We start from the raw sequence: 24451 nt of genomic DNA, 5'->3' as shown, positions 1-24451 counted from the left end.
GCCGTCGTTGTAGCGCGCCAGCCACTTGAACACCGTGCGCTCGTTGAATCCGAACGCCTCGGCAACATCCGCAACCGTGCGCCCATTGCGCACCGCCTTGATCGCCTGCATCCGCAGGGCATGCATGACTGCTTTGTCGATGGCACGACCGTCGTTCGAGCGTTTGCATTCCATGGGGAAAAGCCTAACACCATGGCTTTACTTTGTTAAAGGTTAGTAACATCGCGACCACATCTGATTCGCTCACGCCCACGCGGAGTTGCCACTGGTCGCACCGCTCGCGGAACCGTTTGCTCGTCTTGCAGAGATCTTTCCGCCGCCTCTTCGGCAATGCCTGAAGGTATTCGCTATAGGTCGCCGGGAGGCTAATACGCCTCCTCTGATAGGGCGTGCGGTTGTCCACAACAAGGGCTTTCTCGCGAATCCATTGCGATTCCAATACTTGCGCTAACGGCTCTTCCGCACGAAGGCTTTGCACAAAAAGTGCTCCATCTGATGGAAGCCACCCCAGAAGGCTCTGCAGAAGGTGTCGAGCATATTCGTAGCCTACTTCATGCAGATTCCCCGTCAACACACATCGCGTCGAAGAAAATCGGCCCAGCTCGACCCCTCGAAGCTCAAGCCGAATCGGGGCGTTGTGCACGAACACTGGAACAACCTCTCCTTTGAGGCCTTTTAATGCCAGAACACGTTTATCACTCGAATTGCAGCTATCCCATAACCACGAAGGGTCATGCTCCACTGCAGGGCCGAGTCCCCGCATTCTCCTTGCCTGATCATGCGTTTTTATGCATTCAAGGGTCCACACGGATCCATACCACCGAAATTTTCGTTAAAGTTTCTAGGAATGCTTTATCCAATGTCCATTGGACGGGCACGATGATTCCTTGTGTACCCAGAATTCATAAGTCGCCCAACAAGGAAACACTGAATGGTCACTCCGAGTTCCATCCCTTGGGCTTGTAGACCCAGAGATCCCCGTGAATGCCCTCGATCCCAAAGTACAGATCCCATTCGGCATCATAGTGGAAATGGCCAAACACGCTTTCGTTCCCCGTACCACCTGAGACATCCGGTGCGACGGCTGAAACGGGATTGTTGTCAAAGTCGACCATACGCCATCCCTCTCGCCCCAGATTCTCGGGCGGCAAAAGCTCGTACAGGTTCCGCCCCCCTCGCCAGATAATGATTCTGTCCCGCTCCGAGTCATAGATTGACCCGGGCAGGTTACCCTCATCAGGTAACGGGCCGCTGGTGCCGTAGGAGGAGTCGGAGAAGTCGACAGACGGCCCTGACATCTGGCGGATGGCTTGACTGGCACGGGTATCCGGGAAATCCTGGATTTCCCACCACTTCAGCTCCCAGGAGTTCTGTTCCGGGCGCAGGCGGATTTGTAGAAAGATCTCATTGTCGCCCACCGGGGCGATTACCGACGAGTGAGCGCCGATATGCCCTTGTCCAAATGTCCCGGCAGATTCGACCGTGGCATCGTAACCGTCGAATTCGACCCGCTCCAGTCTGGTACGGGAGTGATAACAGACATCATTGCCGTTCTCGACGCGGCAGACAGTGCTTCGATCCGTGCTTTGGCCGCCGTGAATATCCTCCATGAAATCCAGGTTGGTCCACGCGCGCGCACCCTTGATTTCAGCATTGTCGCAGCCGGCGACATCCACTGCGGTACCGTCGTGTCCGCCGACCCGCGTCGGATCACGGCGTCCGTAGTCATAGACGTAAGGCCCGGTTCGGGGGGCGTCCGCAAGTCTGTCTCCATCACTCCACTGTGTTCCATCGGTGTCGAGATACTTTCGCCACCAGGAGCCGGGTCCCGCCGTCGCACCGCCGAACGTGATGAAGCGATCGGCAACAGGGAGATACTCGTTGTTGTCATACGCGTGGGCGCTCACCGGAGCCCCTTGGTAGTCGTATTGGTAGTCACCGGTTACGTAACGCGCACTCCCCTCCTCCTTATGGAAGTCTGCGTTGATACTGGTGGTCTCGTTATGGAGGATCTGCCATTCCCGTTCGAAAACGTCGATGGCGATCGGGGCGTTGAACGTTGTCACCGCGTGCCCCCCACCAAAGATCCACGCCACCTTCCGCGTCGGATCCCAGGCCGAACCTGCGAATGCTTCCCAGACTCGCTCGATTCGGCCGGTGTACGCACTACGCCCGCACCCATCGGTCCTCTCATCCAGCGTCTGAATGGCGCTGTATGGTGAGTTGGTATTGACCCGGGACCAGGCACGCTCCGGCAGACTTTCCAACCAGGAAGGGATCGTATCGCGATCAGGCTCGGAGGACGACAAATCGGCCAGCACACGGACGAAACGATGATCGTCACTCACGACACTAAGCAGCAAGCCGTCATCAACAAGTGTCGCAAAACCATCATAGCGCTCCCCCGCATCGCCGGGGAGGCCGTCGCAGTATCCGTCGTTCTGCGTCAGCTCAACACTGACAATGTTGAGGTTCGGCGCTGCTACATCCACAGTGCCATCAAACCAGCACCCGGACCCATCGAACCCTTCGAACGACCCGCTCTGGTGAACGGTGAGCTGAAAGTTCCCGTTTTCCGAGGATTCATCCCCGTAAGTACCCGCGAGGTCTTCCTCGATGATCAGGTTCCGCTCGGATTGCGGATGCGAGTAAAGCTCCACGGCGCCTGGTACGATATCGCCCTCGGCACGGACCCACTCCCCCTGCAGTTGCACATCGTTGAGCCGTTCGCCGGTGAACGTCGCCTGGCCCGTTCGAACTCCAGGTTCACCATAGAAGGAGAACGTACCGGAAATCCCTTCTTCGTCTGTGTCGATGGTTCCGTCATAGACGGAGTCCGTCCGAGTGAGTAGCCCCATTGCCCGACCGTCGTGAACGATGTACAGGAAATCCTCACCCCCGGCATCACCGTCCACCTCGAGCACACCTTCATACACCCCGTGAAGGGCAGATACCCCGACGTCACCGTTCTGGGAGTCATCGTCCGGAGGCTCCGTGGAACCGTTCGCCTCACCGCCCCTGTCTTCACGAACATCGGCACTTCCCAGGCAGCCCGTCAAGATAAACACCACGCCAAACAGCGCAAGCGTAGTTGTTATCGTCCCCCGCATGATTCTTACCCCTGCCTTATTATTTCTGTAATTCCGGCCGAAAGGAGCTAAGCAAGTTACACGCCAAAAAAGAAAAGCCCCCGATCAACGGGGGCTTTGATGCCTTTTGGAGACACTCGCGCGCAGCTAATGTAAAAAAACGGGACATGCTTCGGATTTAGAAAGCCTGTTGCCACGGCGCTGGCAACATCATGCCGCCGTTATCAAACCTAACCATCCCAGTGCCCTGCAGCGTGGAGTTTCCGACGCAACCCTTCAAGCGGGAAGCCTTGGTCGTACATCTTGACGGCATACTCCCGCGCCTTCTCGTATTCCCCCGCCTCCACATAGACCAGGCCCAAGTTGTACATGATGTTATGATTCCCGGGTTCCAGTTCGAGACCCGCCTCCATCTTTTCCGCGGCTCGCTCGTACTCGCCGATGTCGTAGTAATACATCCCGTGGACCATCAGGACCATGCCATCGTCTGGGTTGAAACGCCGTGCACGCGAAAACCAGCAATCCAGCGTCCGCTGAAGTCCGTCGGGCCGGAGGCTGCCTTCTTGCTGAACCAACTGCGTCATGGAGCGAAGAGCCTGATGATGGTTCGGGAATGTATTGAGGGCATAGCGCAGATCTTGGGCCAGGGACCGAGCACTGCTCCGTTCCAGATTCCGTACTTCACGAGGAAAGTGATGACTCTCCATGATTGGCAAATGCTGTTCTCGGTGAACCGGGTTGGTGTAGTCCCAGGGACCAAAGGACCAGGGCCGGGATTCCGGCGCCGGACAACCAACTTCAGCAGAGGCCGTACCGATCCCGCCGACTGTCACCGACAGAAAAAGGCATGCCTGCGAGAGTATGAGCTTCCTGAACATGACATTCTCCCGATATTCAATCCGGCTCGTATTCGTACGCACCCGGTGACGAGAAACTCTCTCGAGCCACTGTGCTCATGGGATGCTGGTAGGCACGCTCGGGGCGAACACTCTCGTTAACCGCGTCACCGAGCGGCTGTTTCAGCCGCAGGTCCCCTTGTTGTGGGTCGACGAAGTAGTCCAGATAGTCATGGCCTTGATGGACATTGCCTGCCAATCGACCCAGCCCTGTCTCCGATCCCTCGAACTCGAGATCCCGGGTATTCACCGCAATATTGTTCGTGACCTCGTACTCGACACCGAAATGATTGCGCACGAACGAGGACCAGCGGCTGTTCTCCGGCAGGAATGCTGCGCTGTTGTATGCTATTCGTGCGCTCGCCTCCCGCTCACACGAAAGCCGTTCGCCGCGCTGGTTACGGTGGGTCATGCTGATCGCTTGGAGCGCACCGTCGGTCCCGCCGTACACAAGCACATTGCCCACGATCTCCGTGTCACTGCATCCCCATACGTCGATGAGAGAAGCACTGGCACTGCCGGGGTTCGATGCGAGGTTGTAGCGAATCCGGTTCTCCGCTGCGACCGACTTAAGGCGGTGTCCAACACTATCGTCATGGAGATAGTTGCCTTCGGCGACGAATCGGCCGATACGCCCAGCGTAGATGTGGTGCGCAAGTCCCGTGGCACTCCTGATGCCATAGAACTCGCTGTTGTAGACCTCGAGTTCCTTGTCGGAGTCGTGACCGGTGAGGATACCCATCCGGCTTCCGTGAACGACCGTGTCGCGCACAGTAAGCCGTTTTCCCTCATGGCGAATCGACTCTCCATGGCGACCCGGGCCATATCCCCCATGCAATTCGACGTTCTCAATGACAGTAACGTCACCCTGCACGATCCAAACCGCCTTTCCGTGACAGACCTTATCCCCAATCTTAGGACGTCCATCCAGGCCCCTGATGGTGACGCTCGTTCGCCAGCGGGCGCAGTCCTCGTATTCTCCCTCCTGGATATAGACCGTATCGCCATCCTGTGCCCGGCTCGCCGCCTGGCTCGGTGTATTCAACTCGAAGTCCGGGCCGACGCAAAGATCACCAGGGCACTCGCGAGCCTGGTGATCGGCAGGCACGGTCCAATTGAAAGGGTCCTCTGGCAACCGGTACAACCAAACGTTGTCATCCACGTGCCCATAGCCAATGAAAACATCGTAGTCCGGCACGTACGCCCAACGCCCGTAGATCCCCCAGGTCTTGTATTGGCCACGAACGGGGTAGCGGTCGGTACCGTAGTGATCTGGCGCACGCGAGGGAAGATTCTCGACCTTGTGTGCTGCCCAGGTATCGGGATCAAGCACCCAGGTGGCGCGCCAACCGTTCCACAGAACCATGTACCCCGTGGGCGGGTGATACGCCATACCGGGTGCCGGGGTGTCGGCAAAGTCCGTATTGCCACTGATATCAGGGTGGTTTCGTCCCTGTCCCGGCTGGTTAAGGTCGAAAACGGCGATCGGCCCGCGATTGCCATAGGGCACGAACGCCTGAATCAGCAAGCGGCGTTCGGGGTCGAATTCGGCAACTCGCCCCTGTGCCCCGTTCGTACCACCGGAGACGGTCTCCCAGTGATCGTTCACCGGATCGTACCCATACAGGCCGCGCCCGTGCTCGACAACGACCTGTCCGGTTTCCGGGTCATAACCACTGAGTGAATGAATGTTCTCGCCACTCGACTCCGCGCCACGAGTCCAGGTACCGTCCTCGGGATCATACAACCAGGCATGCCGGTCATAGGCACGGCCAACGCTGTACAGGCTACCCCCCCAGAGAAACACCTTGTCCACATTCGGCAGATAGATCAGGGAATCATAGGTGTGCCGCGAAACAGGCGTGTCGTCCACGGTACGCAGATACTGGCTTGGATCGTTCTGGTCCTCGAATGCGGGATCCACCTCATGCGCACTGGGTTCGGTCACCCGGCGCCACTCAATGGCCTCCAGGTCGAACTCGTACACCTCGTTGCCGCCATAGGCGCCGTGTCCTCCACCAGTGACGATGAGGCGGTTGCGCTTAGTGTCATACGCCGCCCCGCTCCATGCCCGTGTCACCGCCTGAGGGCCCTGATTCCCCCAGTTCGGATGTGCATCCCGCTCCGGGAACACATCCTTGAGACGCGTATCGGGCAGCTCACGCCACTCGCCCGGCTCCATGGACTCCACGATATCCGTGAGGGAATCCGCGCCGACGGCGGCCGAAAAAAGCGTAGCCGCCGCAAATGCCATTGCGGAACAGACCGCTCGTTCGCAACCCAGTGCCATTACCGATCGTGTCATGAGGGACCTTCCGTATTTCGTATAGTGCTGGGGTCATTCCCGAGCCGGCTGTAAGCCACCCCGGCTCGGAACGCTCCGGGCACCGACCGTGGCGGGAGCCCGCTTGGCCGCGGGGGCCTTGGCCATCTCCCAGGCGAATTCCCGACGAAGGATGATGGCGAGTGCCACAAACGCGTAGAAAAGGTCGAAGTACGCAAGATCCAGGAAGGCACCAGCAACTGCGTAACCGATAACCCCCACGAAAGCGGCCCATGCGTACTCGGAGATCCATACCGTGTGTGCGTGCAATTTGGCACGCCGGGCCAGCCGGAACAGGCTCACCATGACGCTGATAAGCAGCGCGACGTAAAGAAACAGACCGGGAAAACCGTGGTGACCGAGGACCTGGAAATAGTTGCTGTGTGCCACGCGGGCGTGTGGATGCCACGGTCCTTGGAAATTCGCGTAACTGAGCCATAACTCCGTCGGCATGCTGACCATGGAAAAGCCCGCGCCCGTCCAGGGGCTGTCCACAGCAACATTCCAGTTCACGCCCCACGCCTGAATCCGCTGCATGGCAGACCAGTCTTCTTCATAAGTCTGTATGGTATGGAACCGGTCGATGAGCTGCTCCGGAACCAACGCAAGAATGGTGCCCCCCGCGACGAGACCGAGGGCTACCATTACTGACTTATAGCGCATCTTGGCGAAAACGAAGGGACCAATCGCGAGAAGGCCCAGCTGAGCCCCCCGGGAGTACGTGAACACGGTGGCAATACTGGTCAACCAAAACGTGACATACCCACCCCATCCAGCCCATCGCACCCATCGCTTGTCCGGAAAACAGGACAGGCGCATCTGCGTTGCCTGTCGAGCCAGCACGAGCATCAAAGGCAGTACCATGAGCATGGCGAGCCCAAGAGACGTGTTTCCCTGGATGAAAGACCGTGGAGGCCCAAGTACATGGTATTGCCCGCCTGTGAGAATCGTGAAAACCCCGCCTTTTAGACCGTAAAAGGCCAGAGAACCAACAATGATGATCACAAGCCACTCGACGCGGTGCCGGCCGTAGATGAGCATCGTGGTGACGATGGTCATCAGGAATATCTTCATGGGCTGATCCCAGTAATTCCATGCCGCGTCAGGCGCCCAGGCGAAGAAGGTCGTGAACGTGAAATATCCGGCCATGAGCACAACAAGGGTCGACTCCTTTGTTACCGGTGGGGCCTGGCGATCGCGCGCGATCGCCAGCGCGATCAGGGCCACGACCCCTATCAGCATCGCCACCTGAAAGTCATACATGAACCCCCAAGTGAGACGGTGCGGGTTCATGATGCCGACCCAGTACCAGGCGAGAATTCCGAGCCACGGACGATATAGAATCAGGGGGATCGACCCCAGGATGATTGCGAACAGAAGAAGATCACGCATCCGAAACCACCTCTCCATTGGAGTCGACTTTCATAACGGGCTTAGGGGGCACGGCGACAGATACCACGGGTCGTCTGGCAGTGGTCACGCTCATATAGACAAAGGGGAACCGGCCCCGGAACATCACCTGAGCAGGCCCTGCGACGACGAATGTGAGACTTTCCAGAAACCGTGCGCCGAGACGCGAATGGGATGCCAGAGATCCCTGGTTGAACGCGGAGATCCGGCTCAGCGTCCAGGCGATCCCGCGCGCGCGCATGTCAGCGTAGGCAGTGTCCCAAAGCCGCGCGAAGGTGGGCCCGATGCGGTCGCGGGCAGCGACGTAGACATCGAAGTCCCAGGCGCACGCGCCAGATGGCTGGGGCCGAAACAGGCAGCGCACCTCATCCTCCTCATAATCTCCGGGGGTGAACCAGAGAAAGCCGCTCACTTCGTCGCTCCGAAAAGCCGTATAACACAGAGCCCCTTGCGCGAAGCGCGCGGCAAGCACCTTGGCCGGACGCGGAAACCGCTCCAGCACGGGATCCCCCTCCCGGATACGCCGCACCTCGATCGTGCGTCCGCGCCCCGGTGGAAGCATCGCGTCTTCAGGCACCGGTTGCGCAACCAGGTAGTATCGATACAACTGGACTCGGCCGCGGGTCAGACGTCGCAACACACGGGACACGAAGAAAAGGGCCCGGTCGAGTCGGGTCTGCTCGCCTTCCCTGTGGGCTCGTTTCTGGGTCGGATTCTGCTTCATGGAAGTCATCGCCGATTCAGTCGCGCCGGACGGCGATCAGTTGCGTGTACGGCGTGAAAACGTGCCCCACGAAGCGAGCACCCGGGACCCGCTGCACCATCTGCCGGACAACGCCCTTGAGACGGCCGGCGCCGGGATCAGCGGTATCGAAACGATCCATGCAGGCAAAGCCGCGCTTTTCCAGCTCGCGCTGCAACTGGAAGAACGAGAACCAGTGAAATGCCGGATACGTGGCGTGGTTGACCCATTCGGGATGCCTGGTACGCGCGAGCTCGATGCAGCGACGCTTGACCGCTCCCGGGTACCACGAATAGCCCGGCAACCGGAACTCGTCCTGAACCGGACACAACACGTTGGTTGTCGTCAGGAACAATACGCCTCCGGGGCGCAGCACCCGGGTAATCTCTTCCAGGCAGCGCTGCCAGTCCGGCACATGCTCGAGCAGTTCCGGCGCAAGACAGATATCAACGCTATCGCTCGGCACCGGCAGGGCGTCGGCACTGCCCACGAGGAAACGGGCATTCGCCTCTGCTTCCCGGGCACGCGAGCAGGCGATATCGATCAGCGCTTCGTTGATATCAACCCCGGTGACCCGATGTCCTTCCTCCGCAAAGAGAAGACTGAGCACACCCGGCCCGCATCCGACATCCAGTACGTCGGCAGCTCTTTCCTGTGCACGGGCGTAGTAGGCCCGGAGCACTTTGTCCCTGAGTTCGCGAAAACGCCGCAGAGAGGTCTCTGTCAGGCTCTGCTCGGCATAGTAATCGACAAATGGATCACCCGATGTCTGGGAAACAGTCACAGATCACACTCCTTTGGCAAGCGTACCGCCACGGCGCTTAAGAATGCTGCGCAACACGCCGAAGCCGGCCAGATCCACCAGCCCGGCGAAGAACAGATACCAGCTACGCGCTGCCATCGGCTCGTGCCGAAGCGCTCGCAACGAGGACGCGATCGCCCCCTTCGGGACACCTGCGCGCAACTGTTTGCCACCATACCCGCGCCACAGCCCGGCCAGGTGACGGTGATACAAACGGCGGTCGACCTGGGTGCCGTCCGGCCCGGTCAACCCCCAGCGAGCGACGGCGCGCTCGATGATCTCCACGGCGTAGTTACGACTCGGGCAACTGACCGTAGTGCCCTGACCGTGAAGGCGATAGGCAGCAAACACGGCATCCAGTTGGTGCATCGGCGTGAGCCGAGAAATCCGGATCCAGTAATCGAAGTCTTGTCCACGTCGGAGCGCAGGATCGAGGGGGCCCGCCTCATCAATGACCGAACGACGCACCATCACCGTGCTGGTCCAGACGAGGAAGTCCGTGAGAATCCGGTGATACAGCCAGCCGGAGGATTCCGGAATGGCACGTATCCGGGTTTGGGCCAACGCGCTGTCATCGACCAGCTCGGTCAGCGGCGGAAACGAGCCAGCACGGCGGCGCCACTCAACCCACCGCCCCCAAGTGCACCCCACGCCAGGTTGCGCTTCCATGTACGCGACCTGAGCCCGCAGTTTGCCTGGTAACCAGACATCGTCGCCGTCGAGGAACGCGATGTACTTGCCTTTGGCCTGGGAAATGCCATGATTGCGCGCTACGGCCGACCCAGCGTTGCGCTGCCGGTGGACGTGGATCCGATCCCCGAATGCGTCCAGCGCATCCACGGTTCCGTCCGTGGATCCATCGTCCACGACGATGATCTCCTTGGGCTCGTAATCCTGATCCAGCACGCTCTGCACCGCATCACCGATGTACTTTGCGACGTTGTAGGCTGGAATGACCACGGAGACCATTGGCGCCGGCCCCGCTTCCCTGTGCCCCCATTCTTCTGATGTATTGATATCGTTGCGCACAAGCTCTGCTCCAATCGAACGACCGCGAGCCGCGGCGCCGAAAACAAAGACCGGTACGCCGTAACCCGAAAACACTGAACAAAAAAACAGGACGAACCGCATTGTCATGAACCCCGGACCCCAGGCCCTGTCCGCTTTCGCGCAGGACGAACTTGAAGCCACCCGGCAGCTGCAACAGCGGTTGACCGACGCTCTAGCCAACCTCGTGGATAGCGACGGTGTACTCGCGGACCCCGAAACCGGGCGTCCCTCTCCCGACGACCATTACGCCTGCACCTTCACAGCGCTGGCGTGCACGACGGCGAACCACCCGCACCGCGGAACAGCATCGCGGCTGATCAATCACTTCACCGGGATTCCTGACGAACACAGGGGGCACGGCCCGTTCAATCGGCTCGCCCTTCTGCTCACGCGCGACCGGCAGGACACCCGCCAGCAGGCATGTCGGCGGCTGCTCGATGCCGCGCTGGAAAAGGCCCATGCGGGCGACAATCACCGCTCCAACAACTGGGCCGTGCTGGCGACACTGTGCAGGCTCCTCGAGGCACGGACCGACCAGGAACGCAGTCAGGCCACGCGCGCACTCGTTGTGACATGTGAGCGCTGGATGACCCCGGCCGGCGGGTTCGTCGATTTCCCACAAACACCGGACGACCGGCTCTGCACGCCCCTCACGTACCACGCCAAGGTGTTGTTCTGTCTGCACATGGCCTGCCGTATTCACGCCGATCGCGACGTCGCGCGGTTGGCCAGCCAAGCTGCCCGCTGGCTCGAAGCGTTCACCGACGAAACCGGGGCCGCCGGTGGTTTCGGCCGAAGCACGCATGCCCTGTTCGGCTATGGGGCGCTGCTCAGTGTCTACACCGATCATCTGGTGCGAACCAACGACCGTACGGACAGTGACGCCTGGGCAGATCGCTGCCGTCGCCTGCGCACCCTGCTTGAGAGCCAGACACGACCGGACGGACTCCTCAACCTCAATCTGAACCCAACGACAGGCCTGCAGGGCGGCTGGGACCCCTACATGGTCCTCACGGTCTACAACGCCTGGACCGCTGGTCTCCTCGGCGCAACCCTGACTTCAGTCGGCACAGGAACACACACCGAGCCTCCGATCCCGCAGCAGCGGCCGACCGTGGCAACGCGGGCAGTGTTCATCGACAAAGCAGCCGGGCTCTTGAGCCTTCGCAGCCCCACCGGGCAACTCGGGCTGTCGACCCGAGGGCAGGTTCGGCAAACACCAGCCACGCAGGATATCGACACCCGCTACGGCGCACTGCTCCCGTTCAACCTGACCTGGAAAGGGCGGCGCCTCATTCCCGCCCCCGCCCGATTCCGCTCCACTGTTGCGGACCGGCATCCCGCGGTGGCGGGCTGGGCTCCCCTGTTTCGGTATCGCGGCGCGTTTTACACACTTGCCGTCACCGCCGACTGGGACACGCATACCAGCGATCACTGTGTTCTGGTCATCGGGCGATCGGTTCCTTCCTTCAACGGCCCGGCCGCCCGCGGGCGCTCCCCCGCCGATCGCATCGCCACAAGAGTGGCTCGGAGCATTCGCGGTCCACTCCCCAAGGAGCTGAGCGGCAATCAAGTAACGCATGCTCTCTGGGTCGATCTCGACACCGGCCAAATCGCGTCGATGCTGGTACTGGACGGGGTTCGCGGTACCGAGGTCGACCTGCTCAATCCTTTTGGGCATGCATTGATACGCGACGCCGAACACCTCGACACAACGCTGCACCGCGCCTCCTCCCTACAGTCCGGGGGTGTCGACCTCCGGCACCTTGATGGGACGGCGATCCCGTCGTCCGTCGCCGGTGCCACAGGGTTCGCCGCGCCACCCATGGCTTGGCCGACCGAGACCACGGCCATGTCGGTCACCACCGGGTTCGGCGAGTGTGCGAATGAAACCACCCCAGTGCTCCACTACGATGCCGCACATGACGCCCTGATCGCACCGATCGGGACGTTTCCGCTGCCCCACCGCGCACGGTAGAGCGAGTTCATGCGCACTCTCGCGGCTGCCGTTCACTACGCTGTCGCCACCCGGGAGGCTGCGTCTTGCACCATCGCAGACCGCGCTTGCTTCTCCAGCAGCGCAATGTTGACCATGGCTCCGACGCAGTCGGGGTCAATCTCGCCATATGCGGCCTTCTGCGCATCGAGCATGGCCACGGGATCAGTCTGCAGCGCCTCGGTTAACCAGTGTGACTGGCGCAACAATGCGCAGACCTCTTCCCGAAACGCGGCATCGGTGCGGACCAACGTCTCGAACCGTGTTTCCTTGCCCCGGAAGAGCGGTTTTCCCGGCCACACGCGGTTGACGTAATAGCGCAAGCGCTTCACCAAGAACTTGCGGCGCGATAGCGGCTTTTCCGCGTTCACCGGCAATCCAGTCTTGTCGTGAACGATGCTCGCCAGGCGCGGATCCACCCGGTTGATGATCTTGCGGTACAGCCGGGCGTGCTTGCGCAACTCCCACGGTACGCGGATGACGAAATCGAGCAGCTCGGTATCGAGGCCCGGCGTGCGCACGTCGACGTAATTCTGATTGAGCCGCACGATCCCGTACACCATGCGCCGGCTACGGTTCTCGAAGATGTAGCGCTGACTCGCCGAGAGGCCGTCAACGCTGACCGGGTAATCTGCGGCGGACGCTTCGCGCGCGGTCTCGAGCATCGAGTGGTCACGAGGTATGGCTAAGCGCTGCATGCGGTACTGGAACAGTCGTAGCTGGCGTTCGCGCACATCGTCCACGGTGCCTTCCTTGAAGAACATAGCCGGGTTAAGCAGGATCCCCTGGAGAAAGCCATCCACCGTGACCCGGCATGCGTGCGCATCCATAAGCTCACGACACGGCCCGACGAGGCGCCAGTGACCGACGTTGAACTCGCCGTTGTCGAGCCCGATGTCGAAATCCGCCACGTTACGCATCCAGGGTGCCGCGTCCATGATGTGCAACGGCCTATCCAGGTAACTCGCGATCTGCCGCGCAGCCGGCAATTCGAAGTTGCCCAGGTCCACGACGTGGAACAACAGGTCATCAGGCTGAATGAGAGAGCGACTGACACCGAGATTACAGCGGGAGTCGAAGCCGCCGGTTACCGGCCACGCGACACGCCCGTCCTGCGCCGTGTTCCTGGCCCGGTGGTTCGCCTTCTCCAGCACCTCCGCACCTTCTTCAATCCATGCGTCGAGATTCCCGGGGGGCTCGCTGGAGACCGTCGGCTCCCAGTACCGCGTCTGGCTTTGCACCCCGTCCGCGGTGAGCGTTACCTGGCTCGCTGGCGGTAGCAACGCGACATTTTCGAGCAGAGTGCGGACACCGAGCGGCTGGTTGAGCAAGAGCATTTGCAGGATGCCGACCGAGTTCGGACGCGGGCTCCACGAGACCATGTCCACCAGACGCGAGGCAAAGGCGACGCCGCCCGGCACACGCGTCCAGTAGACGGGGACAGTACCGAGGCGATCAGCGGTGAAGGTCAATTCCCCGGATTGGGCATGGACCGCCAGGTACGCCCCGTTCCATTCCCGGGGATCCGACGCCGGGTTCTGTACCCGGCCGTCGTGGATGGCGAGCCCCGTGCCGGTACTGTCGATACGGTGAGAACAATCGGGCACAACGGCGACACTCCAGTCGTGACCCGAATACGTGGTGGCGTCTGTCAGCTCTCCCAGCCACTGTGCTCCGGCACCCGCTTCATTGGCGCCGGGACCGATGATTCCCCGAATGATGATCAATGCCCGCTCCAACCCTTCATGATGCTTGTTGTTGTATCCGAATCCCCGGAAGAGTGACCTTCCGGGCTTCGCTCAACTCCGGATCAGGTTCCTCACGAATCGCAGCGTGAACCGCTCCGGCTCCCGGTCCCACGGTGTGAACCGCGGCAGCTGGAATACGTCAGTCGCGGCGTTCGCGACCCCGGCGTGCGTCGACACCGCGCCGTCGAATCCAAGCCGATCCACCGCCGCCACCTCGCGATCACCGTAGTCGCTGCCATACCGCCCGTTGGGATACGCGAACAACCGGACCCGTGAGCCAACGAGCTTCTGCAGATACCGCCGGGAGCCTTCGAGCTCTTCCTCGACGGCACCGTCGGGGAGCAGGGAGAGGATCGGATGGGCCATGGTGTGGGCCCCGATATCGATGCCGCCCGCAGCGATCGCCTGAACCTGGTCGTCACGCATCATGAGGTTGTTCGGCAACTCCGCAGGCGCAATCGCCTCCAATGTCTCGAGGCAGCGCTCGCGTTCCACGAGCGTCTGATACTTGAACAGCGGCAGCAGCGCGCGAACCAGCCGCAGCCGGTCCGCATCGGTGTCGATCTGCCACGCGCCAACGCCTAGGGCATCGAGGTCGTGGCGACCGGGAGGAAGCTGCCGTACCCACTCAATGACGGTGTCATTGAACATGCGCCCGCCGTTCAGAAATCCGGTAGCAACGAAGACGGTCGCCGGGAGCCCGAGTCGCTGCAGTATCGGCACGGCCAGCGCCGCGTTGTCCGCATAACCATCATCGAAAGTAATGCAGGCCGCCCGCCTCGGGAGCGCTCCCCTGCGGAGGCGGTCGACCGCCTCGTGCAGAGGAATGACGTTGAATAGCCGCGCGACCACTTCCATCTGCCAGCGGAAGGTCTCCGCGGTCGGCTCGCCGGGTCGCAGCGGGTCCGGTCGCTCCATGACCCGGTGGTAGATCAGCGTGGTCAGCCGGCCGCGGGGCCCTGCGGGAGACAGCAGGGAGATGGTCCCCCGCGCTGCGGCCAGCAGGGCGCGATTCACGCAGCCACCTCGCGACCACGCCGCCGTAACGCTTCGCGGACGCGCGCCTTAACACCGACCCGGTCGAGCACGCCGCCAACGGCTGACGACAATGCGCCAGTGGCCAACTGGGCGCTGACCAGGACCAGGTTTCCGAGCGTTGGCTTCAACAGATAGACGTTGGCGCAGTATGCATTCTCGGTGGCGAAGAACGACTTGTGGCTGTCGTCGCCTCCGCCTTCGGTGAAATCGAACACACGCAACGCCTCGTCGGCGAACGCGCGCTCAAGCACGAGCATCAGCAACACCGTCCCCGGCGACAGGTTGCCGTGGTCGGGGTCATAGCCCACATACTCGTAGCGCATGACGCCGTCGGACACGGGCGTATACAGATACGCCACGGGTTGTCCGTGATGGAACAGCAGAAATCCGCGCGCGGTGTCGGTACGCCCTGCCTGCACGAGCTCCTGGCGGAAGGTCTCATCGTCCGGCAAGCCCGCATCGAGCAGGCGCTCCTGGTACGTCTTCTCGGAGACCTGGCGGGCCAGTGGGAAGAACTCCTGTAACGCGTCAGCACCGCGATATTCGCGGAGATCGCATTCGCCACCAGACTCGCGTTCAAAGCGACGCACCTTGCGCCGGAGGGTCGAGCGTGTCTTGCCATTGAACGTACCGAGATACCCCTCGAACGTGGCACCGAGGTCGATGATGAAACGGTTGCCTCCCTGCGGCATGTAGCGCAGAAGATCGCCGTGACGTGACAGGGCCGGGCTGGCCTCATCCACCCGGATGCCGTAGAGGAGTGCCCCGGAGACGTCTTCGCCGTTACGCCGGAAATCCTCGACAAGGTCTTCCTCGCTCACCGCGTCGAACAGCCCGACCGCGTAGACCCGCAAGTTGCGACGCGGGCTCCAGAGCGTGAACTCACCAAGACGGCAGGGGAAATGCAGGGTCCTGACCAGACTGGTATCCATGTTTACAGCAATCTCCTGTAGGCCTGCTCGCCGTACCGGATCGCTGCCGGCCAAGCACCGACACGCAGACTTCCCGTTTCGGCGCCGGCCATGAGCGCGTCCGCATCAAGATCCCGGAACCAGGCGGTCGGCAGAGCGCGAGCACGGTCCCCGAGGTGCTCGCAAAGCCGCTCGAAACGGCGCACGGCAACCCGATCCGGGCGCTCCCTGTCCGCCGTCAGCAGCTCCGCGCTGTGGTTGAGAATGACGAAAACGCTCCGGCCCTGGGCAACGGCCCGATCCATGGCCTGGGCAAGCTCTTGTCGTGACGAGCTTCCAACCTGGGCGTGACGTTCCCGACCAAGGACATCCCGGTAGACGGTCTGGGGCACTTCAAGGACGCCGTCGAACCGGCACGGCGTATCGCCGAGTCCAGGTGCGATCGGCCCCCGCGACCCCGCCGGATTGTGGCTACTGTCCATGGGGATCCCCATACGCGCGAGTGCGCGCAACGTTGCGCGATCCGCGCCGTAGGCGCCGGCCCGGAACGCCGTAATCGACGGCGCTCCTGCGTCCTCCAGCCATTCACGCGCCAGACTGATCACATCGAACTGCGCCTCCTCGCTCAGTTCGCGGACGCTCATCCGTGGCGGCCCCGGAAGGCGGTCGTGCCCGGAACGCCCCATCCATTCCGTATGCAGGTGGAGCTGCACTTCCTGTCCCGCCTCCAGCACCATGCCCACCACATCCGCCAGCGCTGCACGCCCCATGACGCAGGCGAACAGGGGCTCGATGAAAAACACCCCCTTGAGCCCATGGGTGTTGAGTGTCTGCAGTTGGAAGGGCAACCCCACCGCACCGCCCGGCGTTTCACCACCGATGTACCGCCGGAACGCCCGGTTCATCTCGCGCGGGGACAGATCCCAGGCGCGCGGCCAGAGTTCGACATCCGTGGTGATCAGGATCTGCACCGGCCACTCCTGACAAGCTTGGTCAAAACTGAGTCTCCATATTGGCGCGGTTCACGACCCCGGAGGGGGGCATTCACGGGATCTGTTCCTATCCTTGCAACTCGCCACCTACCGCCGTCTCCAGGACGTGCGGCTCCTGCTCGCTGAGGGCGGCCACAATGAGCGCGCCACCCCGCTCCCAGGAGCGTTCGGTCAGAAAGCGCTCGAAATTCTGCGGGTCCGCATGCAGGGCATCGCGGACGGCTTCGTCGACGTTGCTGAAGTCCCAGGCAATCGTGGCGCCCAACCCCTGCTGCGGCACGAAGGAACCCAGGAACCCAGCCTCGTACGTCAGAATGGGGATCCTCGCTAGCGCTGCGTTGAACAGCGTGAACGCAAACGACCAATCTGCGATGGAGCGCCAGATCAGGTCGATGCTGTCCGCGAGTTCGCGCTCGTCGAGCGGCAGATAACTCGTCTCCAGGTGGATATTGTCGTGATCACGGCACCAGGCCAGGAACTTCCGGTAATCCTCTCCCCGAATCACCCGACCGCGATTGTCGAACTGCCCCGCCACAACCACCCGCGGCGCCCAGCCGCTATGTTCGAGTGCGTCACAAAGTCGCGGAAGCAGCGAGAAGTGCAAGTACTTCCTGCCGGGTGTGCCGGCGACCAGCAGCCGCAACGGTTTGCGACCGCCATCGCTCGGTGCATTCAGAAACGCTTTCACCTGCGCGAGGCGAGCCTGCTCCTCAGGGTCGAGGGTTGGTGTCGGGAGTGGGCCGACGGTGATAGGCCTGAGCTTGTCGCGGTGCCCGAGAAAGGCGCCGATTGCCGGCGACATGAGGGCCGGGTCCGGAACGAGGATCGTCTCCGCGGCCCGACTCCACAATCCTCTACGCCACGCCGTGATGCCAGGCCAGTAGGTTTCCGTCTCGCGATCTACATTGTGGCAAAGCCATAACACTCGCACGCCACGCGTGCGGGCAATCGAGACGGCAACACTGTCCCCGAGCACTTTCATGAGCGAAATAAACAGGTTCGGATGGTCATTCAGGTAGCGGCATACCACCACGTCGCCACGTTGGACTCTGTGTCCGCGGACCAGATGCCACCAGAGTACAAACGTGGGACTGCCCAGGATCTCTCCGCGGACGCCGTTTTCCCGAAGACCGGAGACGAGAGCGCGCGACTTCCCGTCTGCGGTGAGTAGCCACACTCTGCCGTGCAGCGGGGCGTGCCGACGTCCCGAATTACCCGACATACCGGTTACCCGCCGGAACGTGGAACTCCTGAAGCTGCGCCACGAAATCGTCAAAAATCGCGTCTTCAGGGTGCACCATCCCTTCGACCCACTCGAACCAAAGTCTCCCATTTGCCGCAACAGGCCGCCAATGACCGGGGCAGTTGGCAAGAACCCAACTGGCCCCGGTATAGCTAATCTCGCCCACCACCCACTCGCACCCTCTTTTAAGCACGTCAATAGCCACGGTCTGGGCTCGCAAACGGCGGGCGATCTCGAATCCCAACCTGACCGCCTCGATGTCGATGGCCTGCTGATCCCAGTCGATCCGACCGCTACCGCTTGCGCGGAAATCATCGTCGCGGTTGAAGCGGCGGAACCCGAACACGCGCTCGCCGATCACCGCGATCCGGGTGTCGAACGTGTTGTCCGGCAAAAACTCTTGGACATACAGATAACCATGGGAGAAATCCGCTCCCCCGCGCGCGCGCAGCCCGAGCAACGTTCTCGACGCTGCTCGGGCGCGTCGCAGGTAACGCCCCAGCGGCGTCGCGGGCGAGTGGGCCAGCGAATTCAACCCGGGGCCAAAGAGTTCGTCAATCCAGGCTTTCGCCTCGGCGAACGTTCGAACCAGGCGGACATTGCTGGAACGAAAGCCGTAGGCGAGCTTGATGACGAACGGGTACGTCGCCTCCCGGCAGAATCCCAGCGCCTCGTTCTGCTCCCAGAACACCCAGGTTTTGGGCTGCGGAATGCCGATGCCCTCGAGCAGCAGGTGCTGCGCGATCTTGTCCTCGAAGTGCCAGACAGTATTGGCGTCCGGGAAAACCGGAATCTGCATACCCTGTTCCACTGCGGGCAATACCCTTTTGGCGAGCAGACGCGGCACGGGCAGGTAGCCAAAGCGCCACATGAAACCGTCACACCCCCGCAGATCGTCGAAAAAGTGGTCGCAGAACGCGTCAACTCTCCGCATGTCGTAGCCGGCCTCTCTCCCACGCGCCAACCAGCGATCCGAGAAGGACTGACGCTGTCCGCTAGGAAGAATCACTTCATCCTCGTGTACCGCGATACGAAGCTGTTTCTCATCCATAGGTCTTGTAAGGACTTCCGTCTTTTCGACCCGCTGGCGCCGCTTCGGCCGCGTCAGGAACGGATCATGCGCCGGACCCACGCACCGGCGTGGCCCCGCAGGAATGTCTTCACCTGACCCGGCACCATCCGGCGTGGCTGCTCGATCAGCACGAAGCGGGCCCGCCCCATGTACCCCATACGCCAGGCCTGTCCCTTGTTCATTACGTACACGCAGGGCCGGCACGTGCCACAGGCGTACCGACCCATCACAGGCTGATGGCAGAACCACGTCTGCTTCATGACCGGCCACATCCCCCATTCGTGCACGTTCTGCTCCATTCGCTTCTTGTCCGCCTGGATAAGCGGAAAGCGGAACCAGCGAAACAGCGTCTCCAACGGGCCCTCACCGTCCCACAGTTCGTAGTTCGGCGGCTCGCTCCCCGGGGCACGACGAATACCGTCCGCGATACGGCGCCCCGCCGCATCGGTGGCTTCAATGCAGAGATCCATCTGGCCCGTATCCGACGCCTTGACGTAGCGGGCGAGCCAGGCGTACTGCTTACCGAGGTATTCTTCGGCGCGCAGCTGCTCGAGTGCGGCGTCAATATCGCCGTCCGGCGGGATCTCGTCATAGTGCGAGACCTGCAGTGGCCGCATACGCTTGGCCCATGCCCCATTGTGCCGCCCGATGGCCGCACGCAAACGGTCGATGGTTGCGATCTCGTTGCCGGACGAGGTCCGCACCGGATCCACAATGTAATGCCCCTGGATCTCGGTCCGGGACCGGCCCAGCAGTTCAATAACGCGGTAGGTGGAATCCCAACCTCCCGTCCAGAGAATATGGGTGACCGCAGTCACATCAACGTCCCTCGCTTTCCATCTGCCGTGTTTTCTCCAGCACCATCGGCAGTGCGCAGAACGCATTCTGCCCGGCGTCAAACCACGCATTCGCCTCGAGCAGTACCGGCCCGCTCTCCGTGAGCGCAATGTCCCACCCGATCAACTGCAGCGGCGCGAAGTGCACCGTGCCCGCAATCACGACCTCGCGAACCAAGGGCCAGTGCGGAAGTGTCACGCCTGCCAGGGACGCCCCGGTCACGGGATGCGTAGACGCCGCTTCCACGCCCTGCCGATCGGGTGCGGGACCAACGACGTGGCGGATACGTCCGTTGGCAACATCCACATCCGCCAAGAAATTTCCGCCCCGGCCGTAATCGAAGTTGTCGGTCACCCCGTTTCTCCCGGCGATGCGCCAGTTAGCGAGGACGATCTCCCCGGGGTTCCCGTCACCCGCCGCCACGGTGATCACCCGCACGGTCTGCAGCGTATCGACACCCGTCAGGGACCCGATCAATGAGTGGTTGTGAACCCGCTCCTGCAGGAGAAAACGTCGGTACACCGCATACTGACGGCAGTACTCCGCGATGCCTTCCGTATCGAAGGCAGACCCGAACTGATCCGCCCAACCGGCCGCGGTATCCCGTACCAATCGCACACCGCGCCCGTAGACCCCTTCGCCTGGCTTAACCAAGAAATCCCCCCAACCGAGGCGACGGCCATGCTCGGGCAAATCTACCGTCGACACGAACCGACTCATTTCCGTCAGCCATGCCTGATCACCATTGAACGTCGCGAGCAGCCGCGGAACCGGCAAGCCGACACCTTCACAATGCGGATAGAAAACCGCCTTGTCCTCGACCAGGTTGGCGTACTCCGGCGGGTTGTGCCGGCGCTGCAGGCGCAGCAGCGCCTCCTTGCTGACATAGCTCGCCAGGTCGCCGCGTCCCAGCGACGGATCGAGAAGCCCCCAGAGAAAGATCTCCCTTGGGGAAAAGCGCCTGCTGTATAAGCCAAGGAAGCGTCTCCAGACCTTCCAGTGGTTGACGTGATACTGGTCGGCGGCCGCGTCGCAACCCTGCACGATGTCACGCACCGTCGCGAACTTCCGGGATATTCGGGATAAAGGAGGAACCGAGACTCTGCTCATGCACCCCTCGCAGTTACCAGGCGATCAAAGCTCGTCGGTTCAACATATCCCACAGATCCGTGAAGCCTGTCCCGAGTGTATCCTCCGGAATACCAGCCGATTGAGGATTACGAGCAGACTCACCTCCCGCACCAGCGTCATCCCCGAACTCTCCATGGCACGCCGTGAATACCGATTATCCGGCTCCGTTTCGGTGTAAACAGTCTCCACGCCGAGACGCCCGCACTCATGGAGCCGCTGACGCATAGACAAGGTCTGTAGCCCGCGTCCGCGAAAACCCGGCTCCGTATACGCATTACCCAGCAGGACTGCATCACGACCAAGGCCCAGCAAGCATGACGTACGCGACCCCTTCATCACGAACGCCCAATGCACCAATGTGTCCCCGGCCACGACGAACACGCCGATTGCCTCACCCTGACATACGCTTTTCAGGTACTGAACATTCCGCCCTTGGAGGTTCGCGGCTATCGCCGGATGGGAATCCACCGCATCCCGGCCGGCGACGACGTACACCACGAATCCGTCCGGCCACTGCGGCGCAGCGACACCGCGCACCGACGTCCGATAGACCACATGCTGACTCATGCGCAGAATGCGACGCCCGAGAAAGCGGATGACGTAGCCAGGACCCACCGTTCTCCAGAGCGTTGCCAATCCCCCGGCAATCACCTCCTCCTGGCCCCGTGCGTGCCGGTGACGTCCCATCCAACCCGCGCGGGCTCTATTACACTTTGATGACCGGAACATGACCCGACAAGAACGTGTGATCGTATGGCTTCCATTCTGTCCCGTGCCGGATTTCCCTTTCTGCGCCGACGGCACATTAATGATCTTGGGCGGCGCGTCCGCGCCTGGCGGATGGTGCGCCAGTACGACCGTGCCGTGCGCCACGGCGCACCGTACGGAGAGTTGGTACAGCTGCTGCCCGCGCCGGAGCGACCCGTACCGTTGTGGGTCCAACTGCGCGCCATCACGCGGTTTGGTGACACTCGCCAGTGGCCCAAAGCCGGACTGCACTGGTGCCTTCCCGGAGACTGGGATCTCGAGCTGACCCAGAAGCGCTGGTCGATTCACCGGCCTGTCACCGAAGCCGACAAGGAAACCTTGAAGTGGCGAATTCACGATACCGTGCGTGCCATGTTCATTCATGGACGCCCCTACACGGAGACGTCACAATACGAGGCGATGGTGGCGGCCGTGATAACATCGCCTCCGGAACCGGACTGGGGCTGCCGTACCGTGGGCGAAGTCCACGCCTATTTCGAGAAGCTTCGCAGCACCTTCACGTCGATGAAGCAACATGGCTATCTGGCTCACTGGGAGCGCCAGCCCGATGTCAATCCGTTGGATTACGACGAGCTGCCCTTGTTCATTCTCCGTGACGGCAGCCTGTGTCAGGGAAACGCGGCCAACCACCGGGTGAAGATAGCAGAGCTCCTCGGCATCCAGTGGGTTTCAGCTACCCTGCGCAAAGTCCATCCCCAGTGGGCGCTTGCTCTGTGCCACCGCTACCAGCGCCCCCCGGGTGTGGCCTTGCACCTCTGGTTCCGGGATAACCCCGCCCTGTCGATATCCAGGCCGGTCGATCACCATCGCCGGGCCCTTATCAACGGAATCCCGGAGGTTGGCTCTCTGTAAGACGCCTGAGCCGCGAGTTTGTGTCTTGCAATCCCCCCACGATAACGCTGCTTCGCCAACCCGATGGCCCACGGGAACAGTACATCGAACAACGGATCAGGCCGCGTTTGCGGGTCCAGGCGTCGTATGCGGCTGCTGTACGGTTTCAGCCCCGGAATGCGGCACGCAATGGAGTGCACGGGCCGGTAGAGCATCATCAGCCCCGCAAGAACCCGCTCCCGGCGCTTTCGCTGCAGAGGCGAAACGAGCCCCTTCCCAGACCACCTGTGATCATTTGCCTCGAGCCAGCCTCTCAGCTTTCTCGCCTCGTGTGCGGGGAGGAAGGTTTCATCCCGGCGCCAGAGGACCACGGCGGAAGCCCGTTTGGTGTTGCCGAACAGCTCTCGGGGCACGCCCGCTTCCTCGGCTATGCGTCGAGGGATCGGTCGACTGTACTCCCCCGGAACGTCCCATGCCTTCATCTCGGGGGAGACGCTGATAGCGCGAAGATCGGCCACTTCGCGGATCCCCATGAACGGTACCGGACAATGCAGCGCCCCGTACCAGAGGCGCGCTTCCGTAAGCGAAAGGCCGACGGGATCCCCTCGCGGGATATCAGCGCTGAGATCGTCTTCGTCCTTGCCCCAGGCTCGATCACCTGTGTGCCCGGTGAACAGGACGCGCCCCGCAAGATCGCGGGCCAGAGCCGCGTAAGGAACCTCTTCACCGTAGGCGTTACTGGCCAGGTGTGGGACGATGGCTCCGTCCAGTGAGCGCCAGACGCCCCTGGGGACCCGGGTCACCGACAGGCCGAGGTGTCTGGCGATTGCCTCGCCATCATCATCATCCCCACCGCGGGCGTGAGTAAACGTGATTACCTCGGAAAGCCCAGCCTCGCGGGCAATCGCAGCAACTGCCGGCGAGTCGTAGCCGGTGGAGACGGTGCCAAGCGGCCGAAAGCGGTACGCGATCCGCCGAGGTGATGCCATGTTAGCGCCAAGCCCGCGCAAGGTCTCGGCCAGGAAGTCCCGGTAGGACTCAAAGTGCGAAAACCGCCGGTCGCGTTTGGGCTTTTCAACCCGTGCCCACGCCGCCCCATCCCAGACGACATTGTCATGGTAGACGAAGCGGACCTCCCCGGCGCTGGTCGTCAGAGTGGGCTTGTATTGCCGAATACCGCGGACAATCGAACGGAAATCCCGGTAGTAGCCGGAATACACGGGCTCCACCTCGCCACCGACTGCCTCCAGAAGGCACGCAAGCGAGTTCGACACCAACAGCCGTGCGTCAGTCTCCAGCAACTGCAGCCGATCGACGGTAGCGGCCGAGGAGACAAAGGTGAGAGCGCCGTCCCGGAGACGGCCGCCGCTGCCGAAGAGGAGGTCCTGGCGATCGATGTCCCCGGCCGAGAATTCCCCGGGCCAAACCGCCTCGCAGAACCAGGACTCGGCCGTCTCTACACCCCCTCCGTGGCTTACGTGGATTCTCTGCCCTGGCCGTTCACACTCGGCGAGCCACGCAAGCGGCGGCCATTCCGGAATTGATTGAAAGGAGACCATCACGCCGTTTCTG

19 protein-coding genes are annotated in these 24451 nt (G+C 61.8%); 2 read left to right on the top strand and 17 right to left on the bottom strand.

The genetic code is table 11. The features are described from left to right. The 8 genes from ACNSTU_RS11300 to ACNSTU_RS11265 form a co-directional block, all read right to left on the bottom strand. On the bottom strand, window positions 1–111 hold a 111-nt coding region (locus ACNSTU_RS11300), incomplete at its 3' end, for a helix-turn-helix domain-containing protein (protein WP_418212302.1). A gap of 824 nt (window positions 112–935) precedes the next feature. Beyond that, window positions 936–3110: a hypothetical protein gene (locus ACNSTU_RS11295; RefSeq protein WP_418212374.1), complete on the bottom strand. Its 2175-nt coding sequence runs from the start codon at window positions 3108–3110 to the stop codon at window positions 936–938. 209 nt (window positions 3111–3319) lie between these two features. Continuing rightward, entirely contained in the window at window positions 3320–3967 is a 648-nt protein-coding gene (locus tag ACNSTU_RS11290; RefSeq protein WP_418212373.1) for a tetratricopeptide repeat protein, read from the bottom strand. A 16-nt stretch (window positions 3968–3983) separates the two neighbouring features. Further along, on the bottom strand, window positions 3984–6290 hold the full coding sequence (locus ACNSTU_RS11285; RefSeq protein ID WP_418212372.1) for a hypothetical protein: 2307 nt from the start codon (window positions 6288–6290) through the stop codon (window positions 3984–3986). Window positions 6291–6323: 33 nt separating this feature from the next. Beyond that, a complete protein-coding gene (locus ACNSTU_RS11280; protein WP_418212371.1) occupies window positions 6324–7700 on the bottom strand; it encodes a putative O-glycosylation ligase, exosortase A system-associated in 1377 nt (458 codons plus the stop codon). Continuing rightward, on the bottom strand, window positions 7693–8442 hold the full coding sequence (locus ACNSTU_RS11275) for an N-acetyltransferase (RefSeq protein ID WP_418212370.1): 750 nt from the start codon (window positions 8440–8442) through the stop codon (window positions 7693–7695). The genes ACNSTU_RS11280 and ACNSTU_RS11275 overlap by 8 nt, the downstream gene beginning before the upstream one ends. Window positions 8443–8458: 16 nt before the next feature. Continuing rightward, complete coding sequence (locus ACNSTU_RS11270) at window positions 8459–9244, bottom strand: class I SAM-dependent methyltransferase (protein ID WP_418212369.1); 786 nt, start codon at window positions 9242–9244, stop codon at window positions 8459–8461. Window positions 9245–9247: 3 nt separating this feature from the next. Further along, complete coding sequence (locus ACNSTU_RS11265; RefSeq protein WP_418212368.1) at window positions 9248–10399, bottom strand: glycosyltransferase family 2 protein; 1152 nt, start codon at window positions 10397–10399, stop codon at window positions 9248–9250. On the opposite strand from ACNSTU_RS11265, the gene ACNSTU_RS11260 reads away from it, so the two are divergent. Then, window positions 10398–12290, top strand: a complete 1893-nt coding sequence (locus tag ACNSTU_RS11260; RefSeq protein WP_418212367.1) for a hypothetical protein — start codon at window positions 10398–10400, stop codon at window positions 12288–12290. The genes ACNSTU_RS11265 and ACNSTU_RS11260 overlap by 2 nt on opposite strands. A gap of 35 nt (window positions 12291–12325) precedes the next feature. Here the strand turns inward: ACNSTU_RS11260 and ACNSTU_RS11255 are convergent, their stop codons facing one another. From ACNSTU_RS11255 to ACNSTU_RS11220, 8 genes are all read right to left on the bottom strand, one after another. Continuing rightward, window positions 12326–14035 (bottom strand): hypothetical protein, encoded by a 1710-nt coding sequence (locus ACNSTU_RS11255; RefSeq protein WP_418212366.1) that lies wholly within the window; start codon window positions 14033–14035, stop codon window positions 12326–12328. A gap of 72 nt (window positions 14036–14107) precedes the next feature. After that, the gene (locus ACNSTU_RS11250; protein ID WP_418212365.1) at window positions 14108–15073 is read right to left on the bottom strand and encodes a polysaccharide deacetylase family protein; all 966 of its coding nucleotides are present in this window, start codon (window positions 15071–15073) and stop codon (window positions 14108–14110) included. Then, window positions 15070–16026: a GNAT family N-acetyltransferase gene (locus tag ACNSTU_RS11245; RefSeq protein ID WP_418212364.1), complete on the bottom strand. Its 957-nt coding sequence runs from the start codon at window positions 16024–16026 to the stop codon at window positions 15070–15072. The genes ACNSTU_RS11250 and ACNSTU_RS11245 overlap by 4 nt, the downstream gene beginning before the upstream one ends. A 2-nt stretch (window positions 16027–16028) precedes the next feature. Then, window positions 16029–16976 carry a hypothetical protein gene (locus ACNSTU_RS11240; protein ID WP_418212363.1) on the bottom strand — a complete coding sequence of 316 codons (948 nt, stop codon included), beginning with the start codon at window positions 16974–16976 and terminating at the stop codon, window positions 16029–16031. Between the two features lie 88 nt (window positions 16977–17064). Beyond that, window positions 17065–18030, bottom strand: coding sequence for a hypothetical protein (locus ACNSTU_RS11235; protein WP_418212362.1), 966 nt, complete (start codon window positions 18028–18030; stop codon window positions 17065–17067). A gap of 178 nt (window positions 18031–18208) precedes the next feature. Next, window positions 18209–19291 (bottom strand): ATP-grasp domain-containing protein, encoded by a 1083-nt coding sequence (locus ACNSTU_RS11230; RefSeq protein WP_418212361.1) that lies wholly within the window; start codon window positions 19289–19291, stop codon window positions 18209–18211. A gap of 53 nt (window positions 19292–19344) precedes the next feature. Next, on the bottom strand, window positions 19345–20130 hold the full coding sequence (locus ACNSTU_RS11225) for a hypothetical protein (protein WP_418212360.1): 786 nt from the start codon (window positions 20128–20130) through the stop codon (window positions 19345–19347). Window position 20131: 1 nt separating this feature from the next. Then, entirely contained in the window at window positions 20132–21205 is a 1074-nt protein-coding gene (locus tag ACNSTU_RS11220; protein WP_418212359.1) for a sugar-transfer associated ATP-grasp domain-containing protein, read from the bottom strand. Between the two features lie 828 nt (window positions 21206–22033). Between ACNSTU_RS11220 and ACNSTU_RS11215 the strand changes: the two genes are divergently transcribed. Continuing rightward, window positions 22034–22900, top strand: a complete 867-nt coding sequence (locus tag ACNSTU_RS11215; protein WP_418212358.1) for a hypothetical protein — start codon at window positions 22034–22036, stop codon at window positions 22898–22900. Here ACNSTU_RS11215 and ACNSTU_RS11210 read toward each other — a convergent pair. Beyond that, a complete protein-coding gene (locus ACNSTU_RS11210) occupies window positions 22849–24441 on the bottom strand; it encodes a hypothetical protein (protein ID WP_418212357.1) in 1593 nt (530 codons plus the stop codon). The genes ACNSTU_RS11215 and ACNSTU_RS11210 overlap by 52 nt on opposite strands. Window positions 24442–24451 lie beyond the last annotated feature (10 nt).

Origin of the sequence: Aquisalimonas sp. APHAB1-3, from assembly GCF_048323695.1 — a bacterium.
In the GTDB taxonomy this organism is placed as follows: domain Bacteria; phylum Pseudomonadota; class Gammaproteobacteria; order Nitrococcales; family Aquisalimonadaceae; genus Aquisalimonas.
Note: the sequence above shows the minus strand (reverse complement) of the source record. Positions and strands in the feature narration are given on the sequence as shown.